Source organism: Phenylobacterium aquaticum (genome assembly GCF_947378715.1).
Classification (GTDB): Bacteria; Pseudomonadota; Alphaproteobacteria; order Caulobacterales; family Caulobacteraceae; genus Phenylobacterium; species Phenylobacterium aquaticum_A.
In genome coordinates this window covers 1-13,891 of the sequence record NZ_CANCLE010000108.1, presented here as the reverse complement: position 1 = coordinate 13,891, position 13,891 = coordinate 1, and the positions used below count along the sequence as shown (strand labels likewise).

Annotated in this window: 16 protein-coding genes and 1 tRNA gene; 11 read left to right on the top strand and 6 right to left on the bottom strand. The window is 65.6% G+C overall.

Going from position 1 to position 13,891, the window contains the following annotated elements; all coding sequences use genetic code 11:
- Nucleotides 1–47: 47 nt before the first annotated feature.
- Nucleotides 48–137: transfer RNA gene (locus Q7P21_RS14055), tRNA-Ser, on the top strand.
- A 48-nt stretch (nt 138–185) separates the two neighbouring features.
- On the opposite strand, the gene Q7P21_RS14050 is transcribed toward Q7P21_RS14055, so the two are convergent.
- From Q7P21_RS14050 to Q7P21_RS14040, 3 genes are all read right to left on the bottom strand, one after another.
- On the bottom strand, nt 186–506 hold the full coding sequence (locus Q7P21_RS14050; protein WP_304167008.1) for a ribonuclease E inhibitor RraB: 321 nt from the start codon (nt 504–506) through the stop codon (nt 186–188).
- Nucleotides 507–518: 12 nt separating this feature from the next.
- Nucleotides 519–1,073 (bottom strand): hypothetical protein, encoded by a 555-nt coding sequence (locus tag Q7P21_RS14045; protein WP_304167006.1) that lies wholly within the window; start codon nt 1,071–1,073, stop codon nt 519–521.
- Nucleotides 1,074–1,161: 88 nt separating this feature from the next.
- Nucleotides 1,162–2,814: a M12 family metallo-peptidase gene (locus Q7P21_RS14040; protein ID WP_304167003.1), complete on the bottom strand. Its 1,653-nt coding sequence runs from the start codon at nt 2,812–2,814 to the stop codon at nt 1,162–1,164.
- Nucleotides 2,815–3,178: 364 nt separating this feature from the next.
- On the opposite strand from Q7P21_RS14040, the gene Q7P21_RS14035 reads away from it, so the two are divergent.
- The 3 genes from Q7P21_RS14035 to Q7P21_RS14025 all read left to right on the top strand — a co-directional run bounded on the left by Q7P21_RS14035 (nt 3,179) and on the right by Q7P21_RS14025 (nt 5,682).
- A complete protein-coding gene (locus Q7P21_RS14035) occupies nt 3,179–3,613 on the top strand; it encodes a DUF3237 family protein (RefSeq protein ID WP_304167000.1) in 435 nt (144 codons plus the stop codon).
- 127 nt (nt 3,614–3,740) lie between these two features.
- Nucleotides 3,741–4,991, top strand: coding sequence for a cytochrome P450 (locus tag Q7P21_RS14030; protein ID WP_304177561.1), 1,251 nt, complete (start codon nt 3,741–3,743; stop codon nt 4,989–4,991).
- 334 nt (nt 4,992–5,325) lie between these two features.
- Nucleotides 5,326–5,682 carry an endonuclease domain-containing protein gene (locus Q7P21_RS14025; protein ID WP_304177559.1) on the top strand — a complete coding sequence of 119 codons (357 nt, stop codon included), beginning with the start codon at nt 5,326–5,328 and terminating at the stop codon, nt 5,680–5,682.
- A 17-nt stretch (nt 5,683–5,699) separates the two neighbouring features.
- Here Q7P21_RS14025 and Q7P21_RS14020 read toward each other — a convergent pair whose 3' ends face one another.
- Nucleotides 5,700–6,329: a 1-acyl-sn-glycerol-3-phosphate acyltransferase gene (locus Q7P21_RS14020; protein WP_304166992.1), complete on the bottom strand. Its 630-nt coding sequence runs from the start codon at nt 6,327–6,329 to the stop codon at nt 5,700–5,702.
- Between the two features lie 127 nt (nt 6,330–6,456).
- Here Q7P21_RS14020 and Q7P21_RS14015 point away from each other — a divergent pair, with 127 nt between their 5' ends.
- From Q7P21_RS14015 to Q7P21_RS13995, 5 genes are all read left to right on the top strand, one after another.
- The gene (locus Q7P21_RS14015; RefSeq protein ID WP_304177557.1) at nt 6,457–7,401 is read left to right on the top strand and encodes a hypothetical protein; all 945 of its coding nucleotides are present in this window, start codon (nt 6,457–6,459) and stop codon (nt 7,399–7,401) included.
- A gap of 128 nt (nt 7,402–7,529) precedes the next feature.
- Nucleotides 7,530–7,877: a hypothetical protein gene (locus tag Q7P21_RS14010; protein ID WP_304166988.1), complete on the top strand. Its 348-nt coding sequence runs from the start codon at nt 7,530–7,532 to the stop codon at nt 7,875–7,877.
- 109 nt (nt 7,878–7,986) lie between these two features.
- Nucleotides 7,987–8,412 (top strand): NUDIX domain-containing protein, encoded by a 426-nt coding sequence (locus Q7P21_RS14005; protein ID WP_304166985.1) that lies wholly within the window; start codon nt 7,987–7,989, stop codon nt 8,410–8,412.
- A 109-nt stretch (nt 8,413–8,521) separates the two neighbouring features.
- A complete protein-coding gene (gene folE, locus Q7P21_RS14000; protein WP_304166982.1) occupies nt 8,522–9,217 on the top strand; it encodes a GTP cyclohydrolase I in 696 nt (231 codons plus the stop codon).
- Between the two features lie 7 nt (nt 9,218–9,224).
- Complete coding sequence (locus tag Q7P21_RS13995; protein WP_304166979.1) at nt 9,225–9,653, top strand: BLUF domain-containing protein; 429 nt, start codon at nt 9,225–9,227, stop codon at nt 9,651–9,653.
- Between the two features lie 82 nt (nt 9,654–9,735).
- Here Q7P21_RS13995 and Q7P21_RS13990 read toward each other — a convergent pair whose 3' ends face one another.
- Nucleotides 9,736–10,893: an SDR family NAD(P)-dependent oxidoreductase gene (locus Q7P21_RS13990; RefSeq protein WP_304166976.1), complete on the bottom strand. Its 1,158-nt coding sequence runs from the start codon at nt 10,891–10,893 to the stop codon at nt 9,736–9,738.
- 166 nt (nt 10,894–11,059) lie between these two features.
- Here Q7P21_RS13990 and Q7P21_RS13985 point away from each other — a divergent pair, with 166 nt between their 5' ends.
- Together Q7P21_RS13985 and Q7P21_RS13980 are read left to right on the top strand one after the other, a co-directional pair.
- Nucleotides 11,060–13,027, top strand: coding sequence for a M61 family metallopeptidase (locus Q7P21_RS13985; protein ID WP_304177556.1), 1,968 nt, complete (start codon nt 11,060–11,062; stop codon nt 13,025–13,027).
- A 62-nt stretch (nt 13,028–13,089) separates the two neighbouring features.
- The gene (locus tag Q7P21_RS13980) at nt 13,090–13,437 is read left to right on the top strand and encodes a c-type cytochrome (protein WP_304166971.1); all 348 of its coding nucleotides are present in this window, start codon (nt 13,090–13,092) and stop codon (nt 13,435–13,437) included.
- Between the two features lie 8 nt (nt 13,438–13,445).
- Here Q7P21_RS13980 and Q7P21_RS13975 read toward each other — a convergent pair.
- A partial coding sequence (locus tag Q7P21_RS13975) for a response regulator (protein WP_304177554.1) occupies nt 13,446–13,891 on the bottom strand: 446 nt, incomplete at its 5' end.

Sequence of the window (13,891 nt, the reverse complement as noted above, 5' to 3'; positions counted from 1 at the left end):
AAGCCCCTCGCCCCCTCGCCCGGACTGCTGCTATAGGCGCGCGTCCCGGACGGGTGGCCGAGTGGTTTAAGGCAGCGGTCTTGAAAACCGCCGTAGGTGAGAGCCTACCGTGGGTTCGAATCCCACCCCGTCCGCCATCCTGCTTCGCGTGATGCGCTTTTGGGGACACGCGCCCGAATTCAAGACTAGGTGCGGAAGAATCCCCAGCCGTCTGATCGGCCGCCATGGGCCTGCGCCATACCGTCAAGACGTTCCTCGGTGTTGGTGATGTTTTCGCAGGTCGGAGCCATCATCACGGAGGCTGTCACGTCCCACGGAGCATCTTCGCCCTCCGCTTCCTCTACCGACGTGGCGAAGCCTTCTCGGTCAGCTTCTTGAGCGAACGCCTTGGCTGACGCGCTGTCGGGGAACACATGCGAGAAGTCGATTGAACGCGGCGAACCAAGTTCGCTGCCCCCGCGCGCCATGTTCCGCAGCACTTCCGCGTTCTCTTCAAACACCGACATTGCCTCTCCTCCTCAGGCAGGCGCCGCTTGCGCCGCGTGAATTTCACCGTCCCTGATGACGAAGTGTCGCCAGTCTTTTCTCCGAGCGGCACGGAGTTCGATCCGTGCAGGATGAAAATCCTTGATCCACCCGGCGCCATATCGAAGGCGGTCGAAGACCTCCGCTGGATCGACCGTCAACGAGCCGCACCATTCGTCACTGGCGTCGAAGTAGACAGCGGTCAGCGTCCGTCCCGCGAGCCAATCCGCGACAAGCTCCTTTGCCTCTTTGACCGCCGCGTCAGCGTCGTCGATTCCGGCTGGAACTTCCGAGGGCAGTTCCGTCTCCCAATAGCCAAAGGTGGCGGCGAGCTCGTCCTCGCAGGTGTACAGAACGATAGGGTCGAACGGGTCGCTGCTCTCGCCTGTGATCGTGAGGACGAGATAGCCCGGCTCCCAACGCTCCCACTTGGCGCCGCTGGCGGGGGGCCAATCGACGAGCCTGTCATAAATCGCCTGCGACCATTCATCGACCTGCGTCGATCCCGGTGCATAGGGCACGCCGTGAGCTTGGTCGGCTTCTGGCATTCCACTCTCCGCCGCTAACCAAATTGGTCGCTGTGATGACCGCCTCTTCATCCGTCGCCGTAACTTGCCAGCTTGGCTCGCGCCGCCCCTACCCGCCCGCGATCCACCCCGCCGACAGGCTCGACAGCTGCACGCCCACCAGGATCAGCTGGTCGCCATTGCCCATGTCGACCACGGTGTCGGCGCCCACCTGGCTCACCGTGTAGCTGGGTGCGCCGTCGAGGATCACCCGGTCGCCCTCGGCGCGGTTGAAGTCGATCACCCGGTCGGCGCCCGCCCCCACGAAGCTGTGGAAGATGTCGGCCCCGGCCCCGCCCGACAGGGTGTCGCTGCCCTTGTCGCCCCAGATCCAGTCGTCGCCATTGCCGCCGGAGACGCTGTCATCGCCCTGGCCGCCGCGCACCCAGTCATTGCCGTCGCCGCCCGACAGGGTGTCATTGCCGAGATTGCCGTAGACGATGTCGGCCCCGGCGTCGCCGGACAGGCTGTCATTGTCCTGGCCGCCGACCACCCAGTCATCGCCCTCGCCGCCGCTGGCGGTGTCATTGCCCTTGTTGCCGTTGATGTCGTCGAAAGCCGCGCCGCCGGAAATCGAGTCATTGCCGTCGTCGCCGCGCAGATAGTCGCTGCCATTGCCGCCGCTGATGGTGTCGGCGCCGGCGCCGCCGCTGATGTTGTTGGCCGCGTCATTGCCCAGCACGACGTCGTTGTTCGACCCCGCCTTGACGTTCTCAATGGTCGTTGAATAGGCGATGCCGAGATTGTTTTCCCAGGTGAAGGCCTGGGGGAACTGGGCGTCGGTCCAAAGATAGTTCGGCATCAGGGCCGTGGTGTCGGCGATCTGCTGGTCGAGCGTATAGATGTCGATGCTCGAATAGTGCCCGGGCGTGAGATCGATATTGGAGGCCCGCGTGTGGCCGGTCAGGTCGATCGTATCGATGCCGCCGGCGTCATAGATCGTCTTCAGGGTCGGCTTGGAGGCGTCGAAGCTATAGGTCGTGTCGCCGGCCGCCGTGGTCGGGTCAGCGCCATAGAGTTTCTGGGCGACATAGATGTCCAGCACCATCGGCGTGGTCGGCCCGACATAGGCGGTGGCGGGGGTTGGCTTGCCGTCCGCGCCCATGGACCAGGTCGTGAGCACGCTGTTGGACGGATAGGTGTAGGACATCACCGTATAGAACTTGCTGTCGTACTGGGTGGGCAGCGGATTGGCGCTGCCGTTGCCGTCGCTGCTGGCGAAGGGGTGGTCCAGCCCCAGATCGTGTCCGAGCTCGTGCAACAAGGTCGTGAAATCGGTCGTCGACGGATTGTACGAGTGCGATATGCTGTCGTCGTTCAACCAGATGTCGTAGGTCTTGGCAGAATTTGTGTAGAGCAGGTGGTCGTTGGAGTATGTATAGGCCGCCGCCGCCCCTCCGCCGAGTTGTGTATTGGAGTCCAAGGCGCTGGTGCTTGAAAATCCGATCCGGATCGCACCTGGATTGGTGCTGTCGTCGGTGATCTGGAAGTTCGGCGCGATGATCTTGTCCCACTCCGAGACCGCCAGCAGGAAGTTGCTGGCCTGACCACTGGTCAGCGGCGTGAACAGGTTCGGGGATGTGGGTTCGCCGCCCGGTCCATAGCCGGGCCAGGTCGCCTGGCCGCTCGGGATGCTGACGGTGAAATAGCCGGCGACGATCAATGCGCCGTCATAGTGCAGCGCGTCCATGATCTGCTGGTCGCTGAGATCTATCCCTGACATCGCCTGTCCCGTGACGCAGACGCAAACAGGGCGCCGGCTGCAACCTAGTGTCCCGATTCCAAAATTCGCCGGCGCTTAAGGCGAGCTCGAACGAATTTTGGAATCGATAAGGACACTAGAGAGTCTTTGATTCTAGTGTGCTTTTTGGATCTGAAGTTCGCTCCGACGACGATCCCACGAGCAGGCGAACTTCAGATCCAGCACACTAGGCGGGGCTCATGACCGACACAATCCGGAGTGGCCGAGAATATTGGGCCGGCCCGGCGTGATCCATGGCCGCCATGGCGTCGATGCGTTTCCTCGTTGGCTTCCCCGGCGTACCCTGTCCCAGACAGTCCGGATCGATCCACCCGGGAGCGGCGGCATGCGCGGCGAGAAGATCTACGAATACACCATCGAAATCACTGGCCTGACCGACTTCGGGGTCAGCATGGAGGCGATCATGACCGGCCGCCAGCCGATCCCGCCCCAGGGCGCGCGGTTCGACTTCACCTTCGAGGGGCGGGCCACGGGCCGGATCGCTGGGCGGCTGCATGGGACCGACTACTACCACATGCGCGCCGACGGTCGGGGCGAGCTCAACATCCGCGCGGTTCTGGAGACTGATGACGGCCATCGCATCGCCCTGACCGCCGATGGCGTGACCACGCCCCGCGCCGACGGGGCGGTCACCGACCTGTTCGAGAATGTCCAGCTGATCACCGCCTCGCCCGACTACGCCTGGGTCAACGCCCGCCAAATCTGGGCGGTGGGAAGCTCGGCCGATGGCAAGATCCACGTCGAGGCCTTCATGCAGTAGGCTGGATCGGCGCTTCGCCCGCACCGCCCCTTCCCCAGCCTTCTCCTTCCCCAGCCTTCCCCTTCCCATGACGGCCCTCGTGGGCCTAGGCTCGGGCCAAAATAACAAGTCGTCATGGGAGGTTGTCGTGGACCTGGTCGCATCGCAGGCGGAAACGTCGATTCTGGATCCCTGGTCTCTGCCGCTGGAGGGTCTCGACCCCAGCCGCGCCGAGCTGTTCGCCACCGGCGCCTGCCACGCCTATTTCCGCCGACTGCGCCAGGAAGACCCGGTCCACTACACGGCCGACAGCCCCTTCGGCCCCTATTGGTCGATCACCCGCTTCAACGACATCATGGCGGTCGACACCAATCACGCGGTGTTCTCCTCGAACCGCGACATCGTCATCGGCGACAATCCCGAGAATTTCGCCCCGCCGATGTTCATCGCCATGGACCCGCCGCGCCATGACGTGCAGCGCAAGACCGCCTCCCCGGCCGTCGCGCCGCACCGATTGCAGGAGTTGGAGGTGCTGATCCGCCAAAGGGTGGGCGCCATTCTCGACGACTTGCCGGTGGGCGAGACCTTCAACTGGGTCGACCGGGTCTCGATCGAGCTGACCACCCAGATGCTGGCCACCCTGTTCGACTTCCCGTGGGAGGATCGCCGCCTCCTGCCCTATTGGTCGGATGTCACCACCACCTCCGAGACGGTCGGCGTGGCCGCCGACATGGCCGAGCGCGAGCGGGTGCTGGGCGAATGCCTGGCCTATTTCTCCAAGCTGTGGGTCGAGCGCGCGGCCGCCCCGCCGAAGTTCGACTTCATCTCCCTGCTGGCCCACGGCGAGGAGACCAAGGACATGATCAATGATCCCATGGAATTCCTGGGCAACCTGATGCTGCTGATCGTCGGCGGCAATGACACCACCCGCAACTCCATCACCGGCGGGGTCCTGGCGCTCAACCAGTTCCCGGAGGAGTACGCCAAGCTGAAGGCCGATCCGTCCCTGGTCACCTCCATGGTCTCGGAGATCATTCGCTGGCAGACGCCGCTCTCGCATATGCGGCGCACCGCGACCCAGGATATCGAGTTCGGCGGCAAGCTGATCCGCAAGGGCGACCGGGTGGTGATGTGGTACGCCTCGGGCAATCGCGACGAGACGGTGATCGACCGGCCGGATGAGTTCATCATCGACCGCGATCACGCCCGCCACCACCTGGCCTTCGGCTTCGGCATCCACCGCTGCATGGGCAACCGCGTCGCCGAGCTGCAGCTGAAGATCCTGTGGGAAGAAATCCTGGCTCGCTTCAGCCATGTGGAGGTGGTCGGCGAGCCCGCCCGCGTCGCCTCCAATTTCGTCAACGGCTTCACCGACATGCAGGTGCGCCTGCACGCTTGAGGATGGGTTCGGCCTTCCGGTGAAAATGGCTCCCGGAGCCGACACGTTCTCATTGCTCTCCCGATGGGCGGTATGATCGCAGCGCGGTTGCTCCCCTCCTGGGGGAGCTGGCCCGAAGGGCCTGAGGGGGACTTTGACTCCCTCAGCTGACCTGCGAACCGCTCAGAAAGACCATCAAAGTCCCCCTCAGTCGCCCATTCGGGCGACAGCTCCCCAAGAGGGGAGCAACCTTTTGGAGTGGCGATGGCTTGTGGGCGTGATCCTATGGGCTCAATCTAAGCGAGTGAACCGTGCGGTGGAGGTCGCGATGGAGGCGCCGCCTCGGACTCGGGCTTTGGCCAAGTCGCTGCGACGGCGGTTGAGCTTGCCTGAGGCGCTGCTGTGGCGTGAGCTGAAGGGGCGTCAACTTGGCGGGCTGCAGTTCCGCAAGCAGCATCCGATCGGTCCATACATTCTCGATTTCTACTGCGAAAGCGCGAAACTCTGCGTCGAGGTCGATGGCGTCGATCACGGATTCGATGATCGGCCGGAGCGAGATGAGCGACGCGATGCTTGGTTGTTGTCCCGCGGAGTTCGGACATTGAGGTTGCGGGCTCAGCTGGTCCTGAAGGACATGGACACCACGCTCAGAACCATCCTTGCTGAGGTCGAGCAGGTAGGCCCGGGGAATCCGACCTGGACCTCGTCCTAGGTTGCTCCCCCCTAGAGTCAGTCGCCGGTCTGGAACCGGTCCCGGTGGCGGCCCTGGACGCCGACATAGCAGGCCTGGATCAGCTTCAGGTCGGCCTCATAGTCGCCGCCGGGCTGGAAGACGGCATGGATGCGCAATGTCCGGCTCCCATAGTCCAGCACGCTGATGATGATCGGAACCTGGGCCAGCCGGGCGATGTGATAGAAGCCGCTCTTCCACTCCCGGACCAGGCCGCGCGTGCCCTCCGGCGGTATGGCCAGGATCATCCGGTCCTCGGCCGCGAAGGCCCGGCTCATCGCCCGGGCGACGTCATGACTGGCCGAGCGATCGATCGGCACACAGCCCAGCCATTTGACGACCCCGCCGAACGGGCCGGTCGTCAGGCTCTTCTTGCCCATCCACCGCAGCCTGATCCGATAGAAGCCGGCCGCCGCCAGCATATAGACCCCATCCCAGTTGGAGGTGTGCGGCGCGGCCACCAGCACGGCCTTGGGACAGTCCGGCCAGTCCCCCTGGATCTTCCAGCCGCTGAGCTTCAGGAAGGCCAGGCATAGCCCGCGCACCGCGTCGGCCATCAGGCCTGCCGGGGCGGCCGGCCGCGCGGTCGCCGGATCACTGGGGATGAGACGCCCGACCGACCTGTTCATGGCGGTTGAGATATCCGGATCGCGGCGGTGACGACAGCCCCCACACTCTGGAGTGGCGCCGCCCGACAAGCTCCACTATTCAGGCGGTAGAGAGCGGGGGGTCGGGCCGCCGCGATGGGGAACTCGAATGGCCAAGTCCAAGCGCGATGGATCACCTCTGATGGCCATCGCCGCGATCATCCTTGTCGCCGGCGCGGCCGGAGGCTTTCTGTGGCTCAACCACGGCAAGACCACCCCGGCCCCGGTTCCCACGGTCAGCACCCCGCCCGCCTTGCCGACTGGCAAGCTGCAGCTGATCCGCGATCGCCTGACCGAGGCCCGCTATCTTGGCCTGGACCGCAAGGCGACCCCGCAGGGGATCGAGATTCAGATCCTGACCCTCGGCAAGGCGGCGGATGGCCTGGAGGGCGGGATCGCCATGACCAGCCAGACCAAGATCCTCGACTGCGCCCGTGGCCGCATCTTCGACGGCAATCTGGGCTCCTTCGACGCCTATGGCCGGCTGACCGCCACCAAGGTGCTCTATGCCGGAACCCTGGGCCGCGCGCCCGACACCGACGAAGTGGACATGACCCTGGTCTGCGGCCCGGCTCCGGCCGCCAAGGGCAAGCCGGTGATCGTCACCGGCTATCAGGCGGCTCAGCTGGAATCCCAATTGCCGCCGGACGACTATGGCAAGGTCGCCGAGGCCCATCCGCAGGACCCGGCCGCCTGGGCCTGGCTCTGCGCGGCGGGATCGCGGGCCCGTTGGCGTGCCGAGACCCCGGCCGATTGCGACCGGGCGGCCAAGCTCAATCCCGCCAACCCCGAGGTGCTGCTCGACCGGGGCTTTCTCAATCTGAAAATCGGTAGGCCCGCAGTGTCCGAGGCGCAGTTCCGCGCCGTGTTCGCCAAGTTCCCCGACAACGCGGCCGCCTATTACGGTCTCAGCCTGTTGCAGGCGATGCGCAGCGGTCAGGCGGCCAGCCGCGCCGCCCGGGTCCACGCCCTGGACCTGGATGAGGGTGTCGTCGACTGGGTGGTCGAGCGCTATGGCCTGCAGTCGATCAGCCAGGAGTACCGGGTGCGCTGAGGCCCGCGAAGCGGCGGCCGGAACGTTCAGTCCCGCCGAGGGTTGGTTGTCGTGGCCACGCAGACAGCAAGCGCCAGACCTCGTGCTGCGCTTCTGCGGCGAGGCCAATGACAAGGGACGGAAACATCATGCGGACTTCTCGCACCATTCTCCTGGCCACCGCCGCGCTCGCGGCCCTGTCCATCGCCGCCTGCAGCAAGCCGGCTGACACCACGCAGGCTAATGCGGATGCGGCCACCGCCGCCGCGGCCTCCGCCAACACGGCGGCCAATGCCGCCAACGCCGCCGCCATGAACGCGGCGGGCTCCGCCGGCGCCGCCGCCGCCGCGCCCGCGGCCTCCGCCGCTGAGAACGCCGCCAACGCCAACAGCGCGGCCATGAACAGCGCCGCCGCCGCCAATTCGGCCGCCGATTCCGCCCAGGCCGCCAATGACGCCGCCGCTGCGGCCAAGGCCGCCAACGCGCCGCCGAAATAAGAGGTCTTCCGGACCGTCGCACCTTCGGGCGCGACGGTCCCACGCCTGCCTATTGCGCAGGTGTCTTGCGGCCTCGTATGGCTGGCCGGCCTCAGGTCGGGTCCAAAATATGAGCAATCCATCGCCTTCTCCGCCCCGCGTGGGTGTCGGCGCCTTCATCACCCGCCGGCCCGGCCAGTTGCTGTTGGTCAAGCGGCTGAGGGCGCCTGAGGCGGGGTGCTGGGGCCTGCCGGGCGGCAAGGTGGATTTCGGCGAGCGCCTGGTCGAGACCGTGGCCCGGGAGATCCTTGAAGAGGTCGGGGTGGTCATCGCGGTCGGTGCGCTGATCTGCATCGTCGACCAGATCGACCTGGAGGCGGGAACCCATTGGGTCGCGCCGACCTATCGCGCCAGCCTCATCGAGGGCGAGCCCGTCAATCGCGAGCCCCAGGCGCTGGAGGCGATCGGCTGGTTCGGGCGCAACGATCTCCCGAGCCCCCTGACCCTGTCCGCCCGCCGCGCGCTCGAAGTTCTGGGCGATGCGGCCTGGATCTGAATTTCCGCCCTCAGACGCATCCGTGGCGGCCGCTCATCCGAATAAGTGTCACGGCTGACCCGCGCTTGTTCTAAGTGTGGAGCGGTCCCCAGATGAGAAGAGCTGCGCCTTGAAGCCACCGCCCGAGCAGGAACCCGTCTCCGCCAGGATCCGGGCGCGTATCAAGAAGTCGAAGAAGCGGTTCCACGCCAACGACAACATCTCCGCCTTCCTGGAGCCCGGGGAGCTTGAAGCCCTGCTGACCGAGGTCGAGGGCAAGTTCAAGGGCGTGCTCGAGAGCCTGGTGATCGACACCGAGAGCGACCACAACACCCACGACACCGCGCGCCGGGTCGCCAAGATGTATGTCACCGAGGTGTTCCGCGGCCGCTATGCCGAGGCGCCGCCGGTGACGGAGTTCCCCAACGCCGCCTCGCTGAACGAGCTGATGATCGTCGGCCCGATCACGGTGCGCAGCGCCTGTAGCCACCACTTCTGCCCGATCATGGGCCGCCTGTGGGTCGGGCTGATGCCCAATGAACATTCCAACCTGATCGGCCTGTCGAAATATTCCCGCCTGGCCGAATGGGTCATGTCCCGCCCCCAGATCCAGGAGGAGGCCATCACCCAGATGGCCGAGCTCCTGATGGAGAAGGTCCGTCCCGACGGTCTGGCCGTGGTCATGGAGGCCGATCACTTCTGCATGCACTGGCGCGGGGTGAAGGACAGCGAGACCATGATGATCAACAGTGTCATGCGCGGGTCCTTCCTGAAGGACCACAATCTGCGCAGCGAGTTCCTCTCGCTGCTGAAGCACAGGAGCTGAGGGCCAGATGCTCGTTCGTTGCCTCTACGCCAGCCGCCCCACCCCCTCGATCCAGGGCGCGGCCCTCGACAAGATCCTGGAGCAGTCGCGCAAGAACAACCCCGCTCTGGGGATCACCGGCCTGCTCTGCGTCTCCGACAACCTGTTCATCCAGGTGATCGAAGGCGGGCGCGACGAGGTCTGTGAGCTGTTCAACGCCATCGTCCGCGATGACCGCCACCAGCAGGTCCGCATCCTCAGCTATGAGGAGATCACCGAGCGGCGGTTCGGTGGCTGGACCATGGGCCAGGTCAGCATCGCCAAGCTCAACCCGTCGCTGCTGCTGAAGTACTTCAAGCGCGTCGAGCTCGATCCGTTCGACTGCTCCGGCCAGGCCACCATGTCCCTGCTGGGCGAGCTGGTGGCGACCGCCTCGATCCTCAATCGCGGGGATTAGTTTTACAAATCAATAAGTTAGTCGTTGTTGCCGCGCGCCCGAGGGCGCGCGCATACAACTTCAACAACTGCCTCAATTCAACTCAGTGGCCCACCGCCAAGGCGGGCTCAACCGATCCGATGGGGTCGTATTCCGGCACCAGGGTCTTCAGCAGCCGCAGGGTCTCGGCGCGGTCCAGGGTGTGGACGATGCGCTCGATCTCGCTGAACTGCGCCCGCAGATTGGCGAGCGGCTGAGTGCGCGGCCCCACCAGGCTGAGGCCTGAAGCGGTGCGCAGGATGCGCTTCTCATCCGGGTGCACCAGTTCCTCGTCGAGCTTCTCGCCTGGCCGCAGCCCGACGATGCGCACTTCGATGTCCTGCTCCGGCCGGCGACCGGCCATCCGGATCATCAGGCGGGCCAGGTCGGCGATGCGGATCGGGTCGCCGATATCCATCACATAGACCCCGCCACGCACCTCGGAGGGCATGTCGCGCAGGGTCGCGGCCTGGAGCAGCAGCGAGACGGCCTCGCCCAAGGTCATGAAGTAGCGGCTGACATCGGGGTGGGTCAGGGTGATCGGGCCGCCCTCGGCGATCTGGCGCTGGAACAGCGGCGCCACGGAGCCGGAGGAGCCCAGCACGTTGCCGAACCGGACGGAGACGAACCGGGTCGGTCCGGCCTCGACGTCCATGGCCTGGCAATAGGCCTCGGCGGCGCGCTTGGCGGCGCCCATGACACTGAGCGGATTGACCGCCTTGTCGGTCGATACGAACACCATCACGCCGACGGCGTGGAGCGCGCAGGCGTCGGCGACATTGCAGGCGCCCAACAGATTGGTGCGGACCGATTCCAGCGGATGAGCCTCGGCCATCGGCACGTGCTTCAGCGCCGCCGCGTGGAACACCACGTCCGGCTGCTCGCGGGCGAACCAGTCGAACAGCACATCGCGGTCGCGGATGTCGCAGAACACCGCCGAGCGCGACAGCTCCGGCCGATGTTCCCGCAGATACTGGTCGATGGCGTAGAGGTTGAACTCGGAGTTCTCGACCAGGGTCACGTGGGCCGGGCCCAGGGCCGCGATCTGACGCACCAACTCAGCACCAATCGAACCGCCCGCACCTGTCACCAGGATACGGCGGTTCCGAATCAATTTGCGCACCGGGAACTCGTCGAAGGCGATAGCAGGACGTCCCAGAAGCTCACCCAGAGCCAGGAGACGCACTGAATCCTCCGGGCCGGCGGCGGCAAGCCCACTCATATGTTCTCTCCTGCCCCAAGCCCGTAGAACGCGACGCGATATGAATCGCTCCACAGCCTCTTGGGGCAACCTACGCGGAAACTGAAACCGCCAACAAGACCAAGGCGGAAGACGACAGATTTGTGTGGCGGCATCGACATATGTCGAGACCTCGGGATATCCCAGGATGCTTCTGCGGCGCCAGCGCGCCGCAATCCAGCGGGAATCGCCATTGAAACGCGCAGTCTTCGTCTTCGCCCTTTTCCTGATCGCCCCCGCGGCCCTCGCCCAGTCGGTCGGGCCACAGCCCCTTCCCCCCTCGCCAGCCCTTCCTGCGCCTAGGGATATCGCCTATCCGGGGGTGCTTAAGCTCGCCGTCGACGCCACGGATCTGGACCGTCGCATCTTCAATGTCCGCGAGACGATTCCTGTCGCCGGCGCCGGGCCCATGACCCTGTTGTTCCCGCGCTGGCTGCCCGGCAAGCACTGGCAGGCGGGCGAACTCTACAATTTGGCCGGCCTGATCATCACCGCCGGGGGCCAGCGGGTGGAATGGATTCGCGATCCCGTCGAGGTCGGCGCCTTCCATGTCGAGGTCCCGGCCGGTGCGACCGAGCTCGTCGCGGAGTTCCAGTATCTGTCCCCCACCGCCCCCGATCAGGGCCGGATCGTCATCACGCCCGAGATGATGGACGTCCAGTGGAACAACATGGCGCTCTATCCGGCGGGATATTTCACACGCCAGATCCAGGTCGCCGCCAGCATCCGCCTGCCGGAGGGCTGGAGCTATGGCACGGCGCTTGAGCCGGCCCAGACCGCCGATGGCGTGGTCAGCTTCAAGCCGGTGGGCTTCGACACCCTGGTGGATTCCCCGATGTACGCCGGACGCTGGATGAAGAAGATCGACCTGGATCCCGGCGGCCGTTCACGGGTGACGCTGAATGTCATGGCTGACGATCCGGACCTTCTGGATATTACGCCCAAGCAGCTGGAGGCCCACAGGGCCATGGTCGCCCAGGCGGACCGGCTCTATGGCGCGCGCCATTACGACCACTATGACTTCCTGTTTTCCCTGTCGGACCGGATGGGCGGCATAGGCCTGGAGCACCAGAGGTCCAGCGAGGACGGGACCCTGCCCCGCTACTTCCTCGACTGGGACAAGCTGGCGGCCACCCGTGATCTGCTGGCCCACGAATACACCCACTCCTGGAACGGCAAGTACCGCCGCCCCGCAGACCTGTGGACGCCGAACTTCAACACCCCGATGGGCGACAGCCTGCTGTGGGTCTATGAGGGCCAGACCCAGTACTGGGGCTTTGTTCTGGCCGCGCGTTCTGGCCTGCTGACCAGGCAGGAAGCGCTCGACGCCATCGCCTCGACAGCGGCGACCTATGACAACCGGGTCGGGCGCACCTGGCGCCAGATGAGCGACACCACCAACGATCCCGTGGTCGCCAACCGCCGGCCCCTGCCCTGGACCAGCTGGCAGCGCAGCGAGGACTATTATTCGGAAGGCCAGCTGATCTGGCTCGACGCCGACACCCTGATCCGGGAGCAGTCCAAGGGGAAGAAGTCGCTCGACGACTTCGCCAGGGCCTTCTTCGGGGTCAATGACGGCGACTGGAGCCAGCTGACCTATCAGTTCGACGCGGTGGTGAAGACCCTGAACGCCGTCCAACCCTATGACTGGGCGGGCTTTCTCTCGACGCGGCTGGCCAGCCACGGCCCGGGCGCGCCGCTGGATGGCCTGAAGCGTGGCGGCTATCGCCTGATCTACACCAACACGCCCACCTCCTATTTCAAGAGCGCGGAGCTTCGCCGCAAGACGACCGATCTGACCTATTCCCTGGGCGTGGTGCTGAACAAGGATGGCGAGCTGATCGCTGTTCAGTGGGATGGCCCGGCTTTCAAGGCGGGCCTCACCGCCAGCCAGAAGATCATCGCCGTCAATGGAATGAGCTTTGACGCGGACCGACTGAAGAACGCCATCGAGGCGGCGCGGGGCGCCGGGCCCCCGGTCGAGCTGATCATCAAGGCTGGCGAGCGCTATCGCACGGTGCGAATCCCCTGGGCCGAGGGCCTGCGCTATCCGCGCCTGGAGCGGATCGAGGGGACGCCGGACCTGTTGGGCGATATCCTGACACCGCGCCATTGACCCTGGTCAAGTTCGCCGGGCCCGCTTCGTGCGATCCTGAGGTTTGAATGTGGGAGGTCGCCATGCGCCTTAAGTCGCTCGCTCTGGTCCTGGCCAGCCTCGCGGTCTCCGGATGCGCCCAGGCTGCGCCGCCTGCGGTCGCGATGGCCCCTGACACGGCCTCAGAGCAGGGCCGGGCCTATGCCGCCCAGACCTGCGCCCGTTGCCATGGCATCGGGCCTGGCGACGACAGCCGCAACGCCGGCGCGCCGCGCTTCGTGGTCATAGCTGGCCGGTATAACGAGATCAGTCTGGAGGACCGGTTGGGCCAGATCTCCAAGATCGGCCACTATGAGATGCCACCCCAACAGCTGGGGACCGAGCAGATCCGCAATCTCACCGCCTATATCCAGAGCCTCTCCCAGCCCTGAACGTCGGGTCAGGCGACGCCGCGCGCCCGCTCTTCGTCGCGGACCCGACGGCCGACCAGGTCGACGATGGTCTGGATCAGGGCGCTGGCGCGGATCGGCTTGGACAGGTGCAGGTCGGCGCCGGCGTCATGGCTGGCCCGGACATGCTCGTCCAGCGCATTGGCGGTCAGCATGATCACCGGGGTGCGCTCCAGGCCGTGGTCGCGCTCATGCTCGCGCAGCAGGGCCGTGGCGCTCAGTCCGTCGAGCTCGGGCATCTGCATGTCCATCAGCACCACGTCGAAGCGCTCCAGCCGCAGCCGTTCGATCGCCAGGGCGCCGTTCTCGACGATCACCGGATCGATGCCTACCGACTGCAGGATGATCTGGACGACCTTCTGGTTGGTCGGGTGGTCCTCGGCCAGCAGGATCCGGCAGTTGGAGATGTCGACGCCTTCCTCTTCCGGCGCGATCT